This is a genomic window from Methylosinus sp. DMC45 (assembly GCF_056313885.1).
In genome coordinates, this window is sequence record NZ_JBQUZK010000033.1 from 94,348 (window position 1) to 114,438 (window position 20,091).

The window sequence follows — 20,091 nt, forward strand, 5'->3', positions numbered from 1 at the left end:
GCGTTCGAGTGTAGGTCGCGTCATGGCAATTGAGCGTCGTGTTTTTCTGTCGCGAGTCGCAAAGCGGCTCATGTTCGCCGCCGGCGCCGCCGGCCTGCTCGCCGGTTGTTCCGACGCTTCCCGTTTCTCCGATCCTTTCACCAATCCTTTCCAGGATTCCGCGCCGACGAGCCGCGTCGATCGCGCCCCGACGGGCACGATCTCGCAGCCCGTGCGCCGCAGCGTCGTCGAGCGCCAGCCGCTCGCCCCGCCGCCGGCCGTGAGCCAGCCCGCGCCCGTCGCCGCCGCTCCTGCGCCGGCTCGGGCCGCTGCGCCGGCGCCTGCGCCCGCCCGCGTGGCCGGCGCCTATAATCATTGGAGCGCCGAGGGCGGCACGCCCGTGGTCGTCGCCGACGGCGAATCGGCCGGCGTGATCGCGACCCGCTATGGCGTACCGCTGGACGCGCTGCTGCGCGTCAATGGCTATGGCAAGCCGGCGGAGTTGCATTCCGGCTCGCGGCTGGTGATCCCGATCTATCGCGCTTCCGCCGCTCCGGCGGCGCCCGTGGCCGCCGCGCCGGCTCCGGCGCCCGTCCATGTCGCCGCGCAGCCGAAGCCCTTGCCGCAGCCTGCGGCCAAGACGGCGGATGTGCGCGATCGCAAGACGGAGAAGAAGGCCGCCGCTCCCGTCGAGCCGAAGAGGAAGACCTCCAGCGTCGAGGCCGAGCAGGAGCCCGCGCGCCCCGTCGTGGCCGAGCGCCCGCATGCCGCGCCTGTCCGCCAGGCGCAGGTCGAGGCGAAGCCGGCCAAGGCGGCTCCGGTCAAGCAGGCCGAGGCGCAGCCCGTGCGGCTCGCGCCCAAGCAGATGGTCGCTCAGGCGCCCGCGCTGAAGGCGACGCCCGCGCAAAAGCCGCAGGCCGAGGCGCATCCGGCCCGCGCGCAGCTCGCGCAGCGGACCAAGGAGCCCGAGCCCGTAAAGGCGAAGCCGGAGCCGCAGCGCAAGCTCGCTCAGGCCGAGCCCGCGCGCAAGGCGGAGCCCGAGGTCCGCGCCGAGAAGATCGCCAAGAAAAAGCCCGAGCCGGCTCAGCCGAAGGAGATCGCCCGCGCGCCGCAGGCCGAGAAGCCGCAGCGTTTCGCCGAAGCCGCGCCGGCCCCGCAGCCGCAGGCTCTGCGCAATATCGACAAGACGCCGACCGCCTCGATCCCGCCGCAGGCGCAGCCGGCCGAGGAGAAATCCGCCCCCGCGGCGGCCTCCGCCGATGCGCGGCCGGAGTTCCGCTGGCCGGCGCGCGGCCGCATCATCCAGGGCTTCAGCTCGGGCGGCAATGACGGCATCAACATTTCCGTGCCGGAAGGCACGCAGGTGAAGGCGGCCGAGGGCGGCGTCGTCGCCTATGCCGGCAGCGAGCTCAAAGGCTATGGCAATCTGGTGCTGATCCGCCATCCCAACGGCTTCGTCTCGGCCTATGCCCATAATGGCGAGCTCGATGTGAAGCGCGGCGATCAGGTGAAGCGCGGCCAGACGATCGCCAAATCCGGCCAGTCGGGCAATGTCGGCTCGCCGCAGCTGCATTTCGAGCTACGCAAAGGCTCGACCCCGGTCGATCCGACCGGCTATCTCGCCGGGCTGTGAGCTAAAGGAATCTCGGGCGTTCGCGAGACACTTGCGCCGGAGTGGGGCGACGGGCGGCACGACGCGCCCGTCGCCCGTTTTCTTTTCCGACGGGAGCCTCTATAGGGACGTGAGGGTTGGGCGATAGGGGAAAATTCGGCAGTGAAACGTCTCATCTCTCTCGCGGCGGCAGCTTTTTTCGTCACGCCGGCGCTCGCTATCGATCCCACCGGAATTCCCGTCTGCGACGTATTCTTGAAGCGCTATGAGGAATGCACGGTCGAGCTGCCGCGCGCCAATATCCACGCCGCGCAGAAGGAGCTGCTCGAGGGCGCGATGAGCCTGCGCGCCAACGCCTCCAATCCCGAGCTGCGCCCGACATTGGAGAAGTTCTGCGCCGACACTTTCGAGGCGATGAAGACCTCGAGCGACATCAAGGCCTGCATGTCGAAGTGAGCCGCCGCTCAATGGATCGGTATGGTGATCGCATTGCGCAGGGCGGATTCGGCGGCAAAATAGCCGTAGCATTCCGCCGTGTGCAGAGCGGTCCAATTGTTGACGGTGAGAAAATTCGCCTTGGTGTCATAGGTGTGGTCGCCGATGCGGTCCGGGCTCTTCACCCCGGGGCCGACGAAATGCGCCAGCTCGTGAATGATCGTCTCGAGCATGAAATTATCGGTCTTCGTCAATAGCTGCCCGACCGGAAAGAAGATCGTGTCCTCGCGCAGATTCTTGGCGCCCTTGTAATTGTCGTCGCCGGAGAGGCGTGGCCTGCCGTCCGGGCGGCGCGCCTGCCAGCCGCCGTAAAAAGTATAGGCGACATAATCGAGCGCGGCGAGCGTGCCGTCGGCGGGATCAGGCTGGAAATAGCCGACGCCCCAGCCGAACATCGGCGCCTGCAGCAGCGAATGGGTGATGACGGTGGTCATCGAATCATAGAGCCGCTTGGCGCGTTGCAATTGCGCCAACTTCGTCGTCGTCGGCTCCTTGTGTGTATGGAAATATTTGTCGAACAGTGCGAGCTGCCCTCTGCCGATGTCGTGCAGGGAGGGCAAGGGATCGTTGCGCCCCGCCGGCGAGCGACGCAAATATTCCGAAGCCATGTCGATATTGAGCTGCGCCATGGAAATCCAATGGCGCGCGCGCGGCAGCAGCGAGCCGATTCGCTCGACGAATTGCGCGTTCTGGTGCGCCGTGGCCTTGGGCGGCGGCGCCTTGGGGCCGGCCTTGGCGGGGGCGGATTGACCGCCGCTCTGGCCGCTCAGCGCATGAATGGTCGGCCCGTCGGGATCGACTCTTCCGTCCGACCAGCCGAGCTGGCGCTTCTGATATTTCTCGATCGCCGCGATGGTGATCGGCCCGACAACGCCATCGACGTCGAGCTTCAATATCGGCCCGCCATCGGCCGGGCAGACGCCATTGAGCGCCGATTGAATCGTTCGCACGTCTTCAGACAGATTGCGGCCGCCGCGGCCGACAGAACCGCCGATCGAAAAGCCCGGCGCGGGCGGCGGATCGCAGCTGGAGCAGCCGCCATTCGACAATTTCATGAGAATTTGCTGGGCCATGGGTCAATTCCCCTCGAGGAGCGCTGAATCGAAATCGGGAGCGGCGCAGACGCAGAGGTCACATTAGCAGGCGGATTTTCGCCTCCTGTGCGCGCGCTCACAGTCGATGCGGCGGCGCCTCCGCGGCGATGCGCCTGCGGACATCTGCGGATGCGCCCTAGCGCCCAGCCCTCGGCGCGCCAGATATGATGGTCATGCGTTCCCTCTGCCTGCGCTGGCTGCCGAATTTCATCACCATCGGGCGTCTCGTGCTGACGCCGGCCGCGATCGACATGATCGTCGGCGATCATTGGCGCGCCGCTTTCGCGATCTTCGTTCTCGCCGGCGCGTCGGACGCGCTCGACGGCTGGCTGGCGAAGACCTTCGATCTGCGCACCGAGCTCGGCGCCGTGCTCGACCCCGTCGCCGACAAGGCTCTGATCGTCTCCATCTATGCGACGCTGGCGATCAAGGGCGTGCTGCCGGCTTGGCTCGCCCTGCTGGTGATCTCGCGCGATGTGATGATCGTCGGAGCCGTGTTCGTCTCCTGGCTGCTCGCTCGCCCCATGGACCTTCGTCCCTTGCCGGTCTCCAAGGCCACGACGGCGGCGCAGCTGCTGCTCGCGGCCATTGTGCTCGCGGGCGAGGCCTTCGCCATTTCGCTCCATGGCGTGGACAGCCTCCTAATGGCCGCGGTCGCGGCATTGACCGTCGCTTCCGCCAGCGTCTATCTCTGGCGCTGGGTCAAGCTCATGGGACCAGACGATGTCGGAGCGTGAGATGGGGGAGGCGCGCGTTTCGAACGCGCTGGACCGGCGGCTCGCCTTCTGGACGGCGACGATTCTTCTCGTCTTCGCGCTGTTCTATTTTCTGAGCGCGGTGCTGGCGCCTTTTCTGGCGGGGCTCGCGCTCGGCTATCTGCTCGATCCGGTCGCCGATCGGCTGCAGACGCTCGGCCTCTCGCGCCTCGGCGCCTCTTTCGTCATTTTGACTGTGTTCGTCGTGCTGGCGGCGGCGATCGTGCTGCTGATCGCGCCGGTGCTCACCCGGCAATTCAGCGAGTTCCTCGAGAGCCTGCCCGGCTATCTCACCACTCTGCAAGGGCTGCTCACGCATGTCAGCCGCGAGGCCACCGGCGATTTCATGCGCAGCGTCTATGAGAAGCTCGGCCTGCCGGTCTCCGACGCCTCGCTCGACACGCAGAAATATGTGAACGACCTCGCCAGCGAGGCGGCGCGCATGGGCGCCGCTTTCCTGAAATCGCTGGTTTCCGGCGGCGCGGCGCTCGTCAATATGGTCTCGCTGGTGGTGATCACGCCGGTCGTCGCCTTCTACATTCTGCTCGACTGGGACGATATGGTCGCGACGCTCGATCAGCTGACGCCGCCGCGCTATCGCGACGATGTGCGCGCCATCGCGCGCGACATAGACCGAGCGCTGGCCGGCTTTCTGCGCGGCCAGGCGCTCGTCTGCCTGTTTCTGGGCCTGTGGTACAGCATCGGCCTGTCGCTCATCGGCTTGAATTTCGGCTTCCTCATCGGCGTCAGCGCCGGCGTGCTCAGCTTCGTGCCCTATGTCGGCTCGATCACCGCTTTCGTCCTGTCGATCATCGTCGCTCTGGTGCAGGGCTGGCCGGATTGGCGGCTGCTGGCCATGGCTGTGGCGGTCGTCTCCACGGGCCTCTTCCTCGATGGCAATGTGCTGTCGCCGCGCCTCGTCGGCGGCTCCATCGGCGTTCATCCCGTGTGGCTGATGTTCGCTCTGCTCGCGGCGGGATCGCTGTTCGGCTTCACCGGACTGCTGCTGGCGGCGCCGGTGGCGGCGGCGCTCGGCGTCATTCTGCGCTTCGCCGTGCGGCGCTATCGTCAGAGCGCGCTGTTTCTCGGTCCGGCCGCGGCGGGGGAGAGCTGAGCCCATGCCGGAAGGCGATTCTCGCCGCGGGCCCGCCCAGCTCTTCTTCGATCTGGCCGGCGAGCCGCGCTATGGCGAGGCGGATTTTCTGATCTCCCCCGCCAATCGCGCGGCCTATGAGATGATCTCGCGCTGGCCGGACTGGCCCGACAGCGCGCTGCTGCTCATCGGCCCGCCGGGATCTGGCAAGACCCATCTCGGCGCCATTTTCGCGCGTCGCAACGACGCCGTTCTCGTTTCTCCGACCGAGATTCCCGAGCCCGGCCGGCTCGCCGGCGCCGCGGCGATGCTCGACGGGCTGGAGGCGGTGACGGATGAGACAGCCTTGTTTCATTTGATGAATTTTCTACGGGAAAGCGGCGGGTCGCTGCTCGTCACCTCGCGGCGGCCTCCGTCTGCGCTGCAAATCGCGCTTCCCGACCTATTGTCGCGTTTACGTCGTGCGCCGGTCGTAGAAATCGGCGCGCCGGACGATTCTCTGATTCGCGCCGTGCTGGAAAAGCTGTTCCGCGACCGTCAGCTGGCGGTCGAGGCGACGCTGGTCGACTATGTCGCGCTTCGGCTCGAGCGCTCGCTCGAGGCGGCTCGCGCCTTTGTGCGCATGCTCGACGAGGAGGCGCTGGCGCGCGGCCGTCCGGTCACGCGCGCGCTCGCGGGCGAGCTTCTCCAGCTCATCGACGCCTCGCGCGGCGCGTGAGGGCTTTCGGATGGCGGAAAATCTGTCAGAATCGCGCCGGCGGGCGAGAGGTGGAAAAAGCATGACGAAGCACATCCAGGACAATCTCGAGGCCGAGCGCACCGGGGCCGACATTCCCGTCATGGACCAGCCGGGCGAGATTCTGGAGCGTCCCGAGGAGCTCGCCGCTCTGCCGCAGCGCTTCATCAATCGCGAATTGTCCTGGCTCGAGTTCAACCGCCGCGTTCTCGAGGAGGCGTCCAATCGCAATCATCCGCTGCTGGAGCAGCTGCGCTTCCTCTCCATCTCCGCCAATAATCTCGACGAGTTCTTCATGGTGCGCGTCGCCGGCCTGCGCGGCCAGGTGCGCACCGGCGTCGCCACTCTTTCGCAGGACGGGCTGACGCCGGCCGAGCAGCTGGTGAAGATCAACGAGCGCGTGGCGCTGCTCACCACGGCGCAGACGCGGCGCTGGCGCGAGCTGCGCCGCGAGATCGAGGATGTCGGCATCGTCATCGTGGAGCCGGGGCATCTCTCCAAGGGCGACCGCGAATGGCTGGAAGACCATTTTCTCTCGCGCGTCTTTCCGGTGCTGACGCCGCTCGCCATCGATCCGGCGCATCCTTTCCCCTTCATCCCTAATCTCGGCTTCACCCTCGCGCTGGAGCTGGTGCGTCCGGGGGATCGCAAGACGCTCCATGCGCTGGTGCGCCTGCCGCCCAAGATCGAGCGCTTCGTGCGTCTGCCGAGCGCGGGCGGGCAGGGGCGCGAGCGCTTCATGCTGCTCGAGACCTTGATCGCCATCAATGCGCAAAAGCTCTTCCCCGGCTATCAGCTCAAAGGGCAGGGCATTTTCCGCCTCATTCGCGACAGCGATCTCGAGGTGGAGGAGGAGGCCGAAGATCTGGTCCGCCTGTTCGAGACGGCGCTGAAGCGTCGTCGCCGCGGCTCGGTCATTCGCCTCGAGGTCGCCTCGGACATGCCGGAGGCGCTGCGCGCCCTCGTCGCCGAGGAACTCGATGTCGGCGATGACGAGATTTTCGTGCTCGATGGAATGCTGGCGCTGAACGATCTCTCGGAGGTGGTCGCGCTCGATCGGCCCGATCTCAAGTTCAAGCCCTACACGCCGCGCTTCCCCGAGCGCGTGCGCGACAATGGCGGCGATTGCTTCCTCGCCATCAAGCAGAAGGACCTCGCGGTCCATCACCCTTACGAATCCTTCGACGTCGTCGTGCAATTCCTGCAGCAGGCGGCGCGCGATCCCAATGTGGTCGCGATCAAGCAGACGCTCTATCGCACCTCCTCCAACAGTCCCATCGTGCGCGCGCTGGTGGAGGCGGCGGAGGCCGGAAAGTCGGTGACGGCGCTGGTCGAGCTGAAGGCGCGCTTCGACGAGGAGGCCAACATCCGCTGGGCGCGCGATCTCGAGCGCGCCGGCGCGCAGGTCGTGTTCGGCTTCATCGAGCTGAAGACGCATGGCAAGCTGTCGATGGTGGTGCGGCGCGAGGGCGGCGGCATCGTCACTTATTGCCATGTCGGCACGGGCAATTATCATCCGGTGACGGCGCGCGTTTATACCGACATCTCGCTCTTCACCGCCGATCCGGCGATCGGCCGTGACGTCTCTCGCATCTTCAATTTCATCACCGGCTATGCGGAGCCCGCGGGGCTCGAGCGCATGGCGGTGTCGCCTATCTCGCTCAAGACGCGGCTGCTCGAGCATATCGAGCAGGAGATCGGCTTCGCCAAGGCCGGCAAGCCCGCGGCGATCTGGGGCAAATGCAACGCTCTCGTCGATCCCGAGATCATCGACGCGCTCTATCACGCCTCGCAGGCGGGCGTGTCGATCGAGTTCGTCGTGCGCGGCATCTGCTGCCTGCGGCCGGGCGTGCCGGGCCTTTCCGACAATATCCGCGTGAAATCGATCGTCGGGCGTTTCCTCGAGCATGCGCGCGTCTATTGCTTCGGCGGCGGCCATGCGCTGCCGCACGCCAAGGCCCATGTCTATATCTCCTCGGCCGATCTCATGCCGCGCAACCTCGACCGCCGCGTCGAGGTGCTGATGCCGATCACCAATCCGACGGTGCATCAGCAGATTCTCGATCAGATCATGCTGGCCAATCTCATCGACAATGAGCAGAGCTATCGAGTCTTGCCGGATGGCTCTTCGTTACGCATAACTCCCCCCGAGGGCGAAGAGCGGTTCAACGCCCATAAATACTTCATGACCAACCCGAGTCTCTCTGGCCGTGGCAAGTCTCTCAAGGAATGGCGCCCGCGTTCGCTCCTCAAGCCGCGTGAGGACTGACGCGGCGGAGGTCGAGGCGGCGCGTGCGGAAGAAACGCAGCGGCCTGTCGCGATCGTCGACATCGGCTCCAATTCGGTGCGTCTCGTCGCCTATTCGGCGTTGGGGCGCGCGCTGACGCCGATCTTCAACGACAAGGCCATGTGCGGCCTCGGGCGCGGCGTCGTCACAACGGGTCGCCTGCCCGATGACGCGATTCGCAAGGCGCTCGCGGCGCTGCGGCGCTTTCGCTCGCTCTGTGAGATCATGGAGATCGGCGACATAGAGGTGATCGCGACCGCGGCCGCGCGCGACGCCGTCAATGGCGCCGCCTTCCTCGCCGCCGCGCAGGAGGCGATCGGCCGCGAAATTTCGCTGCTGTCCGGCCGCCGCGAGGCCGAGCTTTCGGCGCTCGGCGTGATCTCCGCCATCCACGAGCCGGACGGAGTGGTCGGCGATCTCGGCGGCGGCTCGCTCGAGCTCATCGATCTGCAAGACGGCGAGATGGGCGAGGGGGTGACGCTGCCGCTCGGCGGCCTCGCGCTGATGGACGCCGCCAGCCGCTCGACCCGCCAGGCGTCGCGCATCGCCCGCAAGGCGATCGACGAGGCGCTGCCGCTGCAGCGGCTCAAGGGGCGGACCTTCTACGCCGTCGGCGGCACATGGCGCGCGCTGGCGCGGCTGCACATGCGCCAGCGCAATTATCCGCTCGACATGATGCATAATTACCGCATCCCGACCAGCGACGCGGCGGAATTCGCCAGTCTGCTGGAGCGCGTCGACAGCGAGGCGCTGGCCGATATCGCCGCGGTATCGGCGGCGCGCCGTCCGCTGCTCGCCTATGGCGCGATCGTGCTCGACGAGGTGATTCGCAAGGCGCGGCCCAAGGAGATCGTCATCTCCGCCGCCGGCGTGCGCGAGGGCCTGCTCTATGAGCGCCTGTCGCCGCAGCAGCGCGCGGCCGATCCGCTGGTCGCCGCCGCGCGTGAATTGGAACGCGCCATGGCGCGCGCGCCCGGCTATGGCGATGATCTCATCGCTTGGACCGACGCGCTGTTTTCCTCCTCCGGCCTGCAGGAGACCGAGGATGAGGCGCGGCTGCGCCACACGGCCTGCTTTCTGTCGGATGTGAGCTGGCGCGCTCATCCCGATTATCGCGCCAATCAGGCGATGAATGTGATCGCCAATTCCGCCTTCGTGGCCGTCGATCATCCGGGCCGCGCCTTTTTGGCGCTGGTGGCGGTGCTGCGCCACGCCGGGCCGGACAGCGAGGGCGCTCTGCCGGTGCGCGGCCTGCTGTCGCCGCGCTTGCTGGAGCGCGCCCGCGTGCTCTCGGCGGCGCTGCGGGTCGCTTATCTGCTGACGGCGGCCATGCCCGGCGTCTTGCCGCGCACGCCGCTGGTCACGGATGAGGGGAGGCTGATTCTATCGCTGCCGATGGAATTCGCCGATCTCGTCAGCGAGCGGCTGGCCAGCCGCTCCAAGGCGCTCGGCCGTCTCATCGGGGCCGAGGCGGTCATAGAGGCCGCCGCCCCCGTCCTCTGACGGAGGCGGCGCCCTTCATCAATAGGCCGCGCGGGGCGCGACGCGCTCGCTCGTGCTCACCGTGACGGCGCCGGCGTCGGCCGAGCAGGAGAAGCGCAGCGTCTTGGCGACGGCGGTGTCGAGATTGGCGGACGACCCGCTGGAGATCGGCACAATGAAGCGCGTCGTCGCCGTGCTGGCGTTGGCGGCCTCGAGCGTCGGCGCGTCGAAGACGATCACCGTCAGCCGGCAGGCGCCGTCGCCGCCGACGAAATAGCTCAGCACATGTTTCTGGCCCGCGTCGAAGCTGGCCGCGGCGAGCGGCCTCAGCGTCACGGGCGCAGCCGCCGCGCCATAGGGCTCGGCGTGCAGGGCCACGCCCGCCGTGAGGCTCAGCACAGCGGCGAGGGCCAGAGCGAAGATGCGTTTGCCTGCAGTCATCATGGTCTTGTCCTTCCTCGAAATCAGCGGCGGCGCTGGAAAGCGCCTCCTGCGACCGCCGCTCCTCGACCGCGCCGAAGCCGCGTCGAGCTCGCGTTGCGTCGCAACATGATCGTATGTTGCGCCGCAGCAGCAAAAATTCAAGGCGCGGTTTGTCGCAGGGCTGCTTCTATAGAAGCATTCGATTTGGCAATGAATTCAGCTCTAAAGATGAGTTGTGCGTCGCAAAATGGATGGGTTCGTACGGGCTGGATGGGTTGGCAAAGAGCCACCCATCCCTATCCGTCAGAATAGGGATGGGAATGGGTGAAAGAATGGGGAGTCTGCCTACCCTTAGGCGGGCTTCAGCGCGCGGCGCTCTCGTCCAGCTCTTGCCAGTCGAGGGTGACGACCCGGCCTTTTTCGACCGCGAGGGCCAGACGTCCAGCCTTCAGCTGCAGGGCTTTGTCGCCGAAGATCGCCCGCCGCCAGCCGGAGAGGGCGGGGACGTCCGCCCCATCGTCGGCGGCAATGGCCTCGAGGTCTTCGACGGTGGCGATCATCTTGGTGGCGACGCCCGTCTCTTCGGCGACCTGCCGCAGCAGCACCTTGAGCAGCTCGACCGTGGCGCCGCTGGAGCTGCCGCGCTTCTCCCGCTCTATGCGCGGCAGCGTCGCGGGGTCGCGCGCCAGCGCTCTTTCCACGGCGGCGACGATTTCCGCCCCCGAGCGGGAGCGCTCGAGCCCGCGCGGGAAGGCGCGCAAATTGCCGAGCGCCTCCTGCGTGCGCGGGGCGGCGAGGGCGATCTCGATCAGCATATCGTCCTTGAGCACGCGTGAGCGCGGCACGTCGCGGCCCTGCGCCTCGGCCTCGCGCCAAGCGGCGAGCTCCATCAGCACGGCGAGGTCGCGCGGCTTGCGCACGCGATGCCGCAGCCGCTCCCAGGCGTTCTCCGGGCTCTGCTCATAGGTTTCCGGCGTCGTCAGCGTGCGCATCTCGTCGACGAGCCAGTCGAGCCGGTTGGAGCGCTCGAGCCGCGCGCGCAAATGCGTGTAGATCTGCCGCAAATGCGTGACGTCGGCGATGGCGTAGTCGATCTGCGCCGTGGACAAGGGCCGCTTCGACCAATCGGTGAAGCGGGAGGATTTGTCGAGGCTCTCCTTGGCGATGGCTTTCACCAGCTCGACATAGGAGACCTGATCGCCGAAGCCGCAGACCATGGCCGCGACCTGTGTGTCGAACAAGGGCGCGGGAATCAGCCGCGCCAGCCGCCAGACGATCTCGAGGTCCTGGCGCGCGGCGTGGAAGACCTTGACCACGCGCTCATTGGCCATCAGCTCGAAAAAGGGCGTGAGGTCGAGCCCCTCGGACAGGGTGTCGACCGCGAAGGCCTCCTCGGGCGAGGCCAGCTGGATGACGCAGACCTTGGGCCAGAAAGTCGTTTCCCTCAAAAACTCCGTGTCGACGGTGACGAACGGATGTCGGGCGAGACGGGCGCAGGCGGCGGCGAGATCTTCGGTAGAGGTCAAGAGGCTCATCGACATGCAGTCTTAGAGTACTTTTTTGTGGTCCTGAAGGGTCTTTGCGCATGTTTTCTCACTCTCGACGCATGTTTTCGACCGATTTTCCCGCTGAACGCCCGAGCCAGCGCTCGGCGCGACGGCCCGCGCGGCGCATGCGAAGGCGGCCAATCTGTTGAGCCGTTTCGGAAAATCATTTATCCGGGCCATTCTGCGCGCCTCGGCCGAGCGGAGCCTGGGGCGGCGCGCGTCTCGATGCGCAGTTTTTCCGATTGCTCTCGAAGCGGCGAAATGAAATCATAGTGAAATAGTCAACTATACGGAGCCCTCGGCCACATGGCGCGCCACGCTTTCGTCTCCACCTCGTTTCGGTCTCCGCTTCGTCTCGCGCTGGCGGCGGCTTTCTCCCTCGTCTGCGTCGCCGCCGAGGCCAAGGGCGACGCCTGGGCGTCCTGCCGCGCCGCCGATCCCGACAAGCGCATAGAAGGCTGCGGCGAGGTCATCGCCCGCGGCGACAAGGAGACCAAGCCGAACCGCGTGGCGGCCTATGTCAATCGTGGCGGCGCCTATCACGCCAAAGGCGATTTCGAGCGCGCGCTCGCGGATTTCGACAAGGCGCTGGAGATCGACCCGTCCTCCTCCGTCGTTCTCGCCGATCGCGCCGCCGCCTATCGCGCCAAGGGCGATTTCGACCACGCCATCGCCGATTACGACAAGCTGGTCGCCGCGCAGCCGAAATCGGCGGCGGCCTATCTCGGCCGCGGCGGCGCCTATCAGGGCAAGGGCGATCTCGACAAGGCGATCGCCGATTACGACAAGACGCTGGAGCTGGACAAGAAATCGGCCGCCGGTCTGGCGGGTCGCGGCCGCGCCTGGCGCGCCAAGGGCGATCTCGACCACGCGCTCGCCGATTTCGACGCGGCGATCAAGCTCGAGCCCAAATCCGCGCAGGCCTATCTCAATCGCGCTGCGCTCTATCAGGGCAAGGGCGATCTCGACCATGCGCTCGCCGATTACGACAAGGCGATCGCCAGCGACGGCAAGCTCGCCATCGCCTATAATAATCGCGGGCTGACGCTGCACGCCAAGGGCGATTTCGACCGCGCCGTCGCCGATTTCGGCAAGGCCGTCGGGCTCGATCCCAAATATGCGCGCGCCTATCTCAACCGCGCCAACGCCTATCGCGGCAAGCATGATCTCGAGCACGCCAAGCCCGATCTCGAGCAGGCGCTGACCCTCGATCCCAATCTCGCTGCGGCGAAAAAAGGGTTGGACGAGGTGACGAAGCAGCTCGCCGCCCGCGCCGCGGCCGCGCCGGCGCAATAAGCCTGCGACGCGCCCTCGTCGTCAGCGCGACGGCGAGGGCGCGTCGTCTATGGCGAGGAAGAGCCGCTCGACGCCCGTCCCGGCGATCGGCGGCGATCGATGTGGAAGGGCGCGGAGTTCGGCGCTCGCCGCCTTTTCGCCGCGCATGATCGCGACCCAGCCGCGTTCGAGCCGCCGAATCGAATTCTCCGCGAGCGGATCGGCGTCCGGCCCCGGCGCGATCCATTGCGTGCCCGGACCGCGATAGGTGGTCACGAGCCGAAAGCGCACGAAATCGACATGGAACAGCCGGCAGGCGTCGTCGGCGATCGTCTCCAGCCTGACTCGCAATTCCTCCGCCCGCGTCGCCTCACGATAGAGACGCGCGAGACGCATGACGTCGCTCGCCAACCATTCCGCGAGCCACTTCGGCGCGAGGCCGGCGTCTCCAAGAGCGTCGATGACAGCGCGCGGCAGGGTCTCCTCGGCGCCGGTCACGCGCAAGCGCAGAGGCTGTGCGAGACTCATCGCATCCAACGCTTCGGCGATCCGCGGCTCCAATTCTCGCGGCAATAGGCAGATGGAGCGGGATTGCATCAGTCGGCGAGCGGAGCTGGACGGCGGCGCGGTCGCCTCGTCACGCAGCATCGGCGCTCTCCCAAGCGGGGAAGGGATCGACGAGCGAGCGATAGGCGGAGGCGTCGAAGCGCTTCGGCTTTTGCGGCCCGACGAGGCAGGCGTCGAGCGCCGCGCGAATCGCGGCCTCGTCCATGCCGATTCCGATGAAGACGAGCTCCTGCCGGCGATCGCCCCAGACCTCGTCCCAATTGCGTTCGAAATGGCGCTTCCAATCGGGGTGGTCGGGCCAGTGCTGCTTCGGCACGGCGATCCACCAATAGCCCATGGCCGTCACGCGGGCGATCGCGCCGGCGATCGAGAATTCGCCGACCCATTTCGGCCGGGTGGCGAGCCAGAAATGCCCCTTGGCGCGCACCAATCCCGGCCAGGTCGCATTGATGAAAGCGTTGAATTTTTCCGGGTGGAACGGACGCCGCGCCCGATAGACGAAGCTCTCTATTCCATATTGCTCCGACTCTGGCGCATGCTCTTCCGGGCTGTAGAGCGCCTTGTGCCATAGCGGATGGCGCTCCGCCTTCTCCTCGTCGAAGAGGCCGGTGTCGAGAATGGCGTCCATCGGCGCCGCGCCGAAATCTGTCTCGACAATGCGCGCGTCAGCGTTCAGCGACTTCACCACTTTGCGCACCAGCGCCAGCCGCTCGTCCGACACCGCCGAGGCCTTGTTGAGGACGATGACGTCGGCGAATTCGATCTGCTCGACGAGGAGATCGACGAGGGTGCGGTCGTCGTCCTCGCCGGCGACCTCGCCGCGGTCGCGCAGAAAGTCGTTCGATCCATAGTCCTGCAGCAGGCTGGCCGCGTCGACGACTGTGACCATCGTGTCGAGCCGCGCGAGATCGGAGAGGCTGGCGCCATTCTCGTCGCGAAAGGAGAAAGTGCTGGCGACCGGCAGCGGCTCGGCGATGCCCGTGCTCTCGATCAGCAGATAATCGAAGCGGCCTTCCTCGCCGAGGCGCCGCACCTCCGCGAGCAGATCGTCGCGCAAGGTGCAGCAGATGCAGCCATTGGTCATTTCGACGAGCTTCTCGTCGGTGCGCGACAGCTCTGCGCCGCCGTCGCGGATGAGGTCGGCGTCGATATTCACCTCGCTCATATCGTTCACGATGACGGCGACGCGCCGGCCCTCGCGATTATTGAGAACGTGATTGAGTAGCGTCGTCTTTCCGGCCCCGAGAAAGCCGGAGAGGACGGTGACGGGGAGGCGAGGGTCGGGGTTCTGGGCCATGGCGCGCCATATGTTATGTTATAACATATAGACGCGTAGCCGAGCGGGATAGCGGCGTCAAGCGGGGGCGAGGGTGAGCCGGGGGGGCGCCTATGTTTCGTCTATGCACGCTTATGCATGCATGTTATATATGAATATTAGCATGTGATTTTAGGAGATTCACATGGACAATAAGCTACTCGACATGTTTGACGAGGGGTACCGAGAAGCAGGCATATCTCCTTCCGTTCGCGCCGAGGCTTTCGATGATTTCCTGACGATGAAGTCGATCGCCGCCAAGCGGACATGGACCTTCGGGAATGGTCTGGGCGCGAACGCCGGCGCGGTTTGCATGGGAGGCCATTCCAAGGAGCTGGTTCGCAATTTGTGCGTCCGCATCGACGCTCTCACCCTCGCGCAACTCGATGCAGTCACAGACGTGATGGAGTGCTCGAAGCAAGAGTTCGTCTTGGAAGCCGTGTCGAGCGCAATAGCAAAGGCTACGACTAATTTGCGCGCGCAAGGCCTCTCTCAGCCATTGGAGCAATCGCTGCGGACTCAATTAGAGAAAGCCGAGTTGAGCTACGAATATTCCGATGACGCCAAAGGTGGAGCGTTGCGCTATCGTGGCGAGCTTATTCTCAATCGTGATTCTCGAAAGCATGAAAACACGGTCAATGCGGTCAGAAATCTGATCGCGAACGGCGAATAAGTCGCGCCAATTCGCTAGAAGGCGTAGTCCGCGTCATGGCGGAGAGCGGACTACGCCGAATGTTCGAGCCCGGCTCGTCGTGGAAGTCTCGAACCGGCTAGGCCTCAGGCGCCGAGTGGTGGGCGAGGGGCGCTACTTCCCCTTCGCGGCCGCCAGCACCTCGGCCGCATGGCCGGGCACTTTCACCTTGCGCCAGATTTTCTCGATCTTGCCGTCCGGGCCGATCAGAAATGTCGAGCGCTCCACGCCCATATATTTGCGGCCATACATGCTCTTCTCCACCCAGACGCCATAGGCGGAGAGCATTTCCTTGCTCTCGTCGGAAGCGAGCGGGAAGGTCAGCTCATATTTGGCGCGGAACTTGTCGTGCTTGGCCGGCGAATCCGGCGAGACGCCGACCAGCGCGGTCTTCGCCTTGGCGAAATCCGCCTTCAAAGCGTTGAATTCGATCGCCTCCTTGGTGCAGCCGGAGGTGTCGTCCTTGGGGTAGAAGTAGAGCGCCAGCTTCTTGCCGGAAAAGCCGGAAAGAGAGAGCGTCTCGCCGCCGGCTCCCGGCAGCTCGAAAGAGGGGGCGGCGTCGCCTTCGCGCAAGCCTGTGGATTTCTTCGCTTCGGTCACCGCGCCTTCCTTTCGTCTCATCCGCCGTTACAATCGGCAGCATGCAGAGGATGGCGCGCTCCGCAAGGGATTCTGGTGAAAATCCCCAGTTGCGCGCCATTCGAGTTGTGATCTTCTCGACGCCGTGCAGATTCGGCGCCGGCGCGCGCGGAGCGGCGCGGTCGAACCGAAGGGCTGGCGCTTGACGCAGAGGATAGACGAGAGTCCGGCGGTCGGAGCGCGGGCGCCGCGCTTTTTATTGGGATTTTTTCAGCGCGGCTCCACGGCGGTCCGGCTGCGCGGCTTTTGCGTGGTGCGTAGCCTTTCCATCGTGGCGGTGACGGCGCTGCTCGTCATCGTGCTCACTGTCGGCGCTTTTTTCGCCGCGCTCGCCCGCGGTCCCATCGCCTCCGACTGGCTCGCTCCCAAGATCGTCGAGGCGCTCGACGATCTCTATGTGCATCGCTACCAATTCGGGATCAGCTCGGTGGCGATCGCCAGCACGGATCACGGCCTCACCTTCACTGTGAACGGCCTCGCCGTGAAGAGCGGCGAGCGCACCATCCTCGCTGCGCCGCGCGCGCAATTGTCGGTGGACCCGCGCGCGCTGCTCATCGGCCGGCTGACGCCGCGCCGGCTGGACGTGCTGGACCTCGAGCTGAGGCTCGAGGTGCTGCCCGACGGCGTGGTGGCGATCTCTGCGCCGGGCGCCGATCCCGTCGCCATACCGCTCGACACGCCATCTCCGGCGGAGCCCGCCGCAGAGGCGCAGGCGGCGCCTGTCGTCCCATCGCTGCGGCAGGCGGCGGGCGCGTTGCGCGCGGTGATGAATTTCATCGTCGATCCCGAGAGTCCGGTCGCCGCGATCGACAAGATCGGCGTCTCCAACGCCCGCCTCGTGATCGACGATCGCACGCTGGAGAAGACGATCGTCTATGACGATCTGACCTTGAGCTTCGACAAGATCGCCGGCGCGCGGCGGCTACGCCTCGGCGCCACCGGCTCCTCCGGCCATGTCGGCGCCGAGGTGGAGGCCAAGGGCGGCATGGGCGAGCGGCGCACGCTGGACGCGCGCCTGCGCAGCCTCTCAATGGAAGAGATCGCGCTGGCGGCGGGAGCGCGCGCTCTGCCCTTCGACACCGACGCGCCTTTGTCGCTCGATCTGCATTTCGCGCTGGCGGACGACGGCCGCGTCATCGAGGCGAGCGGGAAATTCGCCGTCGGCGAAGGCTTCTTCCGCCTCGAGGAGCCGGACGCCGAGCCTTTCATGCTGCAGGAGCTGTCCATCTCCGGCCGCTGGGACATGGAGCGTCGGCTGCTCGCCATAGAGCCGGTCGAGATTCGCACCAGCGTCGCGCGGCTCAGCTTCAAAGGCGCGCTGACGCCCCCGGCGGAAGGAACCGGCGTCGTCGGCCTCTCATTCGATCTCGCGCGGCCGGGCGCCTTTTTGCCGACGCGCCATGGCGAGGCGCCGCTCGTCGTCGAGAACGCCGGCCTCACCGCGACGCTCGATCTCCTCGCCAAGAAATACAAGGTCGAGCGCGTCTATCTCGACGGGCCGGAGGTGCACGCCACGGCCTCCCTCGATGTCGATGGCGCGCAGCCCGATGGAACGCGTCTCAAATATGCGATCCGCGCGACGCAGACGCCGCTGCGCTCCGTGCTGCGCATCTGGCCGACGCAGGTGGCGGCGCCGACGCGCATGTGGATGGACGAGCACATCACCGCCGGCGTGATGCGCAGCGGAACGCTCACCGCCGATCTCGATCAGCAGGCGATGATCGCCGGGCGTTATGAGCGGCCGCCGCCGGACGCCGCCTTGCGCGGCGATTTCGATCTCGACAATGCGACGCTCGTCGACGCCGTTCCGGGCCTGTGGCCGATCAACGGCATGAACGGCCATATCGCGCTCACCGGACGCACAGTGTCCTTCGTCGCTTCTTCCGGCGTTATGGAGAGCGCGCCGGGCCGCAAGCTCGCCATAACGGAAGGCGTGTTTCGCGCGCCCGCGCTCGGCTTCGATCCGGCGCCCGCCTGGATCGAATTGAAGCTCGCCGGCGGCGTGGAGGCGGTCGCCGACATTCTCTCGCTCAAGAGCGTCGCCCCGGCCGCCAGCCTGCCCATGGACGCCAATCAGCTCAAAGGGCAGATCGAGGGCAAGCTGCGCATCGACTTCGAGCTCGGCCTCGCGGCGAAGGAAGAGCATACGCGCATCGCCGTCGACGCCGAGACGACCAATCTCTCCATGGATCGCTTCATCGGCAAGGAGCGGCTCGAGGGCGCGGCGCTGCGGCTCGTCTCGGATCGCGAGGGGCTGCGCGTCACCGGCGCCGGCCGCGTCTTCGGCGCGCCGGTGACGCTCGATCTGCGCCGCGCCGCCGGCGAGAAGGGACAGGCGCAGGCGCAATTGTCCTTCTCGCTCGACGACGCCGCGCGCCTGCGCGCGGGCTATGGATTTGCCGGCGTCTCCGGCGTCGTCGGCGTGCAGGTGCAGACCAGGCTGCCGATCGAAGATTCCGAGTCGCAATTCGAGATCGACTTCTCCAAAGCCGCGCTCGATCATCCCTTGCCGGGCGTGACCAAGCCGCTCGGCAAGCCGGGCCGCGCCAGCTTCACGCTGGTGAAGCGGCCGGACGGCTCGGCGCTCGAGCAATTGCAGGCGGAGGCGGGGCCGCAGCAGTTTTCCGGCGTGGTGGAGCTCGGCCGCGACGGCGTGCTGCGCTCGGCCAAGCTCAGCCAAGCGAAGCTGTCGCCCGGCGACGACATGCGCTTGGAGGTGACGCGCGGCGGCGATGCGCTGAAGCTCGTCGTGCGCGGCGCCAATATCGATGCGCGTCCGCTGCTGCGCTATCTCTCGCAGCCTTCCGCTGAGCCGCAAGGCGCCGCGGCGGCGGGCAAGCCGGCGTCCTCCGACGATTTCGATCTCGATCTCAAATCGCCGATCGTCACCGGACACGGCAAGCAGATTCTCTCCAATGTCGATCTGCGTTTCGAGCGGCGCGGCGGCAAGCCGCGGCAATTGTCGCTCACCGGCAATTTCGGCCGCGAGCCCTTCGCCGCAATGCTGACGCGCCATCCGAGCGGCGCGCCGCAGATCGATCTCTCGACCAGCGACGGCGGCGCCTTTCTCTCCTTCCTCGATCTCTATCATCGCATGGAGAGCGGCGCGCTGTCGGCGACGCTATTGCTCAATCCGGGCCGCTCCGACGGCACGATGCGCATTCATGATTTCTATCTGCAGAACGAGCCGGCCATTCGTCAGCTCGTCATGCAGGGCGCCGCGCGCACGGATGACAAGGGCGCCGCGCATTTCGATCCAGACTCGGTGAAATTCGCGCGCGTGCAATCCACCTTCACCTGGGCGAATGGCCGCCTCACAATGCGCGACGCGGTGATGTCCGGGACGGAGATCGGACTCACGGTGGACGGCTATATCGATATGGCGCGCGATCGCATCGACGTGTCGGGCTCTTTCGTTCCGGCCTATGGGCTCAATAATCTCGTGTCGAATATTCCGGTCATCGGCTTCATGCTCGCCGGCGGCCAGCACGAGGGCGTCTTCGCGGTGAGCTTTCGCGTGAGCGGCGCCTTCAGCGCGCCGGTGCTGACCGTCAATCCGCTATCGGTGATCGCGCCGGGCCTCTTGCGCAAGGTGTTCGGCATAGTGGACGGCACCGGGACGGGCCGCCTGCCGGAGAGCGCGCCGGCGCCGCGGTAGAGGGCGTCGCGAGCGCGGCGTCATCTCGCGCGGCGGCAGATCGGGCCGGTGGGCTCCGGGTCTTCTCGCAACGTCGCCATCAACGCCGAGGCGCCGCCGCAGGCGAGGAGCAGAAGAAGCGCGAGCCACCCAATGGCGGCTCGCGTGTGGATGGTCGAGGCGCTCCACATGCGCGCGCTCAGTGGTGATGGCCGCCGCCTCCGCCGCCCGCCGCGCCCTCCGCCTCGTCGTCCGACGGCAGCTGGCCGACGCGCTTCAGAAACGCCGCATGCTGCTCGGGCGTATGGTTGGCGTGGATGCCGCCGAGCTTCTTGTAGTCCTCATTGGCGGCGACGGCGGGCGTCGGCGAACTCGTCGAATTGCAGGCGGCGAGCATGAGCGCGCCGCCGATAGCGACGATAGAGAGTGACGCCTTCATCGTTTCTTTTCTCCAGTAATGATT

Annotated in this window: 17 protein-coding genes; 10 read left to right on the top strand and 7 right to left on the bottom strand. The window is 66.4% G+C overall.

Translation table 11 applies throughout. From position 1 onward, the window contains the following. Positions 1-70: 70 nt before the first annotated feature. Together ACT53T_RS07310 and ACT53T_RS07315 are read left to right on the top strand one after the other, a co-directional pair. The gene (locus ACT53T_RS07310) at positions 71-1,612 is read left to right on the top strand and encodes a LysM peptidoglycan-binding domain-containing M23 family metallopeptidase (protein WP_476160714.1); all 1,542 of its coding nucleotides are present in this window, start codon (positions 71-73) and stop codon (positions 1,610-1,612) included. A gap of 141 nt (positions 1,613-1,753) precedes the next feature. Next, complete coding sequence (locus ACT53T_RS07315; RefSeq protein ID WP_400767913.1) at positions 1,754-2,047, top strand: hypothetical protein; 294 nt, start codon at positions 1,754-1,756, stop codon at positions 2,045-2,047. 8 nt (positions 2,048-2,055) lie between these two features. Here the strand turns inward: ACT53T_RS07315 and ACT53T_RS07320 are convergent, their stop codons facing one another. After that, entirely contained in the window at positions 2,056-3,159 is a 1,104-nt protein-coding gene (locus ACT53T_RS07320; RefSeq protein WP_476160715.1) for a peptidoglycan-binding domain-containing protein, read from the bottom strand. A 188-nt stretch (positions 3,160-3,347) separates the two neighbouring features. Here ACT53T_RS07320 and ACT53T_RS07325 point away from each other — a divergent pair, with 188 nt between their 5' ends. From ACT53T_RS07325 to ppx, 5 genes are all read left to right on the top strand, one after another. Further along, positions 3,348-3,917: a CDP-alcohol phosphatidyltransferase family protein gene (locus ACT53T_RS07325; RefSeq protein WP_400770388.1), complete on the top strand. Its 570-nt coding sequence runs from the start codon at positions 3,348-3,350 to the stop codon at positions 3,915-3,917. Further along, a complete protein-coding gene (locus ACT53T_RS07330) occupies positions 3,904-5,049 on the top strand; it encodes an AI-2E family transporter (RefSeq protein WP_476160716.1) in 1,146 nt (381 codons plus the stop codon). Before ACT53T_RS07325 ends, ACT53T_RS07330 begins: the two co-directional genes overlap by 14 nt. A 4-nt stretch (positions 5,050-5,053) precedes the next feature. Further along, positions 5,054-5,746 carry a P-loop NTPase family protein gene (locus ACT53T_RS07335; RefSeq protein WP_476160717.1) on the top strand — a complete coding sequence of 231 codons (693 nt, stop codon included), beginning with the start codon at positions 5,054-5,056 and terminating at the stop codon, positions 5,744-5,746. Between the two features lie 61 nt (positions 5,747-5,807). Then, on the top strand, positions 5,808-8,033 hold the full coding sequence (locus tag ACT53T_RS07340) for an RNA degradosome polyphosphate kinase (RefSeq protein ID WP_400767906.1): 2,226 nt from the start codon (positions 5,808-5,810) through the stop codon (positions 8,031-8,033). Beyond that, a complete protein-coding gene (gene ppx, locus ACT53T_RS07345) occupies positions 8,023-9,555 on the top strand; it encodes an exopolyphosphatase (protein WP_476160718.1) in 1,533 nt (510 codons plus the stop codon). The genes ACT53T_RS07340 and ppx overlap by 11 nt, the downstream gene beginning before the upstream one ends. A gap of 18 nt (positions 9,556-9,573) precedes the next feature. On the opposite strand, the gene ACT53T_RS07350 is transcribed toward ppx, so the two are convergent. Together ACT53T_RS07350 and rnd are read right to left on the bottom strand one after the other, a co-directional pair. After that, a complete protein-coding gene (locus ACT53T_RS07350; RefSeq protein WP_476160719.1) occupies positions 9,574-9,978 on the bottom strand; it encodes a hypothetical protein in 405 nt (134 codons plus the stop codon). Between the two features lie 341 nt (positions 9,979-10,319). Continuing rightward, positions 10,320-11,492, bottom strand: coding sequence for a ribonuclease D (rnd, locus tag ACT53T_RS07355; RefSeq protein ID WP_400767901.1), 1,173 nt, complete (start codon positions 11,490-11,492; stop codon positions 10,320-10,322). Positions 11,493-11,810: 318 nt separating this feature from the next. On the opposite strand from rnd, the gene ACT53T_RS07360 reads away from it, so the two are divergent. After that, the gene (locus ACT53T_RS07360; RefSeq protein ID WP_476160720.1) at positions 11,811-12,800 is read left to right on the top strand and encodes a tetratricopeptide repeat protein; all 990 of its coding nucleotides are present in this window, start codon (positions 11,811-11,813) and stop codon (positions 12,798-12,800) included. Between the two features lie 21 nt (positions 12,801-12,821). Here the strand turns inward: ACT53T_RS07360 and ACT53T_RS07365 are convergent, their stop codons facing one another. Both ACT53T_RS07365 and zigA read right to left on the bottom strand, forming a co-directional pair. Further along, on the bottom strand, positions 12,822-13,427 hold the full coding sequence (locus tag ACT53T_RS07365) for a DUF1826 domain-containing protein (protein ID WP_476160721.1): 606 nt from the start codon (positions 13,425-13,427) through the stop codon (positions 12,822-12,824). Further along, positions 13,417-14,643, bottom strand: a complete 1,227-nt coding sequence (zigA, locus tag ACT53T_RS07370; protein ID WP_476160722.1) for a zinc metallochaperone GTPase ZigA — start codon at positions 14,641-14,643, stop codon at positions 13,417-13,419. The genes ACT53T_RS07365 and zigA overlap by 11 nt, the downstream gene beginning before the upstream one ends. 163 nt (positions 14,644-14,806) lie before the next feature. On the opposite strand from zigA, the gene ACT53T_RS07375 reads away from it, so the two are divergent. Continuing rightward, positions 14,807-15,334 (top strand): hypothetical protein, encoded by a 528-nt coding sequence (locus ACT53T_RS07375; RefSeq protein ID WP_476160723.1) that lies wholly within the window; start codon positions 14,807-14,809, stop codon positions 15,332-15,334. Positions 15,335-15,466: 132 nt separating this feature from the next. On the opposite strand, the gene ACT53T_RS07380 is transcribed toward ACT53T_RS07375, so the two are convergent. Next, positions 15,467-15,973 (bottom strand): peroxiredoxin, encoded by a 507-nt coding sequence (locus ACT53T_RS07380; protein WP_476160724.1) that lies wholly within the window; start codon positions 15,971-15,973, stop codon positions 15,467-15,469. A gap of 160 nt (positions 15,974-16,133) precedes the next feature. Between ACT53T_RS07380 and ACT53T_RS07385 the strand changes: the two genes are divergently transcribed. Further along, positions 16,134-19,649, top strand: coding sequence for an AsmA-like C-terminal region-containing protein (locus ACT53T_RS07385; protein WP_476160725.1), 3,516 nt, complete (start codon positions 16,134-16,136; stop codon positions 19,647-19,649). Between the two features lie 178 nt (positions 19,650-19,827). Here ACT53T_RS07385 and ACT53T_RS07390 read toward each other — a convergent pair whose 3' ends face one another. Next, entirely contained in the window at positions 19,828-20,067 is a 240-nt protein-coding gene (locus ACT53T_RS07390; protein ID WP_476160726.1) for a hypothetical protein, read from the bottom strand. Between the last annotated feature and the right edge of the window lie 24 nt (positions 20,068-20,091).

What these genes read in the sequence shown, in the direction of transcription:
- ACT53T_RS07310 (WP_476160714.1), top strand. Translation starts at nt 71, where the DNA reads ATGTTCGCCGCCGGCGCCGCCGGCCTGCTCGCCGGTTGTTCCGACGCT.
- ACT53T_RS07320 (WP_476160715.1), bottom strand. Translation starts at nt 3,159, where the DNA reads ATGGCCCAGCAAATTCTCATGAAATTGTCGAATGGCGGCTGCTCCAGC.
- ACT53T_RS07325 (WP_400770388.1), top strand. Translation starts at nt 3,348, where the DNA reads ATGGTCATGCGTTCCCTCTGCCTGCGCTGGCTGCCGAATTTCATCACC.
- ACT53T_RS07330 (WP_476160716.1), top strand. Translation starts at nt 3,904, where the DNA reads ATGTCGGAGCGTGAGATGGGGGAGGCGCGCGTTTCGAACGCGCTGGAC.
- ACT53T_RS07335 (WP_476160717.1), top strand. Translation starts at nt 5,054, where the DNA reads ATGCCGGAAGGCGATTCTCGCCGCGGGCCCGCCCAGCTCTTCTTCGAT.
- ACT53T_RS07340 (WP_400767906.1), top strand. Translation starts at nt 5,808, where the DNA reads ATGACGAAGCACATCCAGGACAATCTCGAGGCCGAGCGCACCGGGGCC.
- ACT53T_RS07350 (WP_476160719.1), bottom strand. Translation starts at nt 9,978, where the DNA reads ATGATGACTGCAGGCAAACGCATCTTCGCTCTGGCCCTCGCCGCTGTG.
- rnd (WP_400767901.1), bottom strand. Translation starts at nt 11,492, where the DNA reads ATGAGCCTCTTGACCTCTACCGAAGATCTCGCCGCCGCCTGCGCCCGT.
- ACT53T_RS07360 (WP_476160720.1), top strand. Translation starts at nt 11,811, where the DNA reads ATGGCGCGCCACGCTTTCGTCTCCACCTCGTTTCGGTCTCCGCTTCGT.
- ACT53T_RS07365 (WP_476160721.1), bottom strand. Translation starts at nt 13,427, where the DNA reads ATGCTGCGTGACGAGGCGACCGCGCCGCCGTCCAGCTCCGCTCGCCGA.
- zigA (WP_476160722.1), bottom strand. Translation starts at nt 14,643, where the DNA reads ATGGCCCAGAACCCCGACCCTCGCCTCCCCGTCACCGTCCTCTCCGGC.
- ACT53T_RS07375 (WP_476160723.1), top strand. Translation starts at nt 14,807, where the DNA reads ATGGACAATAAGCTACTCGACATGTTTGACGAGGGGTACCGAGAAGCA.
- ACT53T_RS07380 (WP_476160724.1), bottom strand. Translation starts at nt 15,973, where the DNA reads ATGAGACGAAAGGAAGGCGCGGTGACCGAAGCGAAGAAATCCACAGGC.
- ACT53T_RS07390 (WP_476160726.1), bottom strand. Translation starts at nt 20,067, where the DNA reads ATGAAGGCGTCACTCTCTATCGTCGCTATCGGCGGCGCGCTCATGCTC.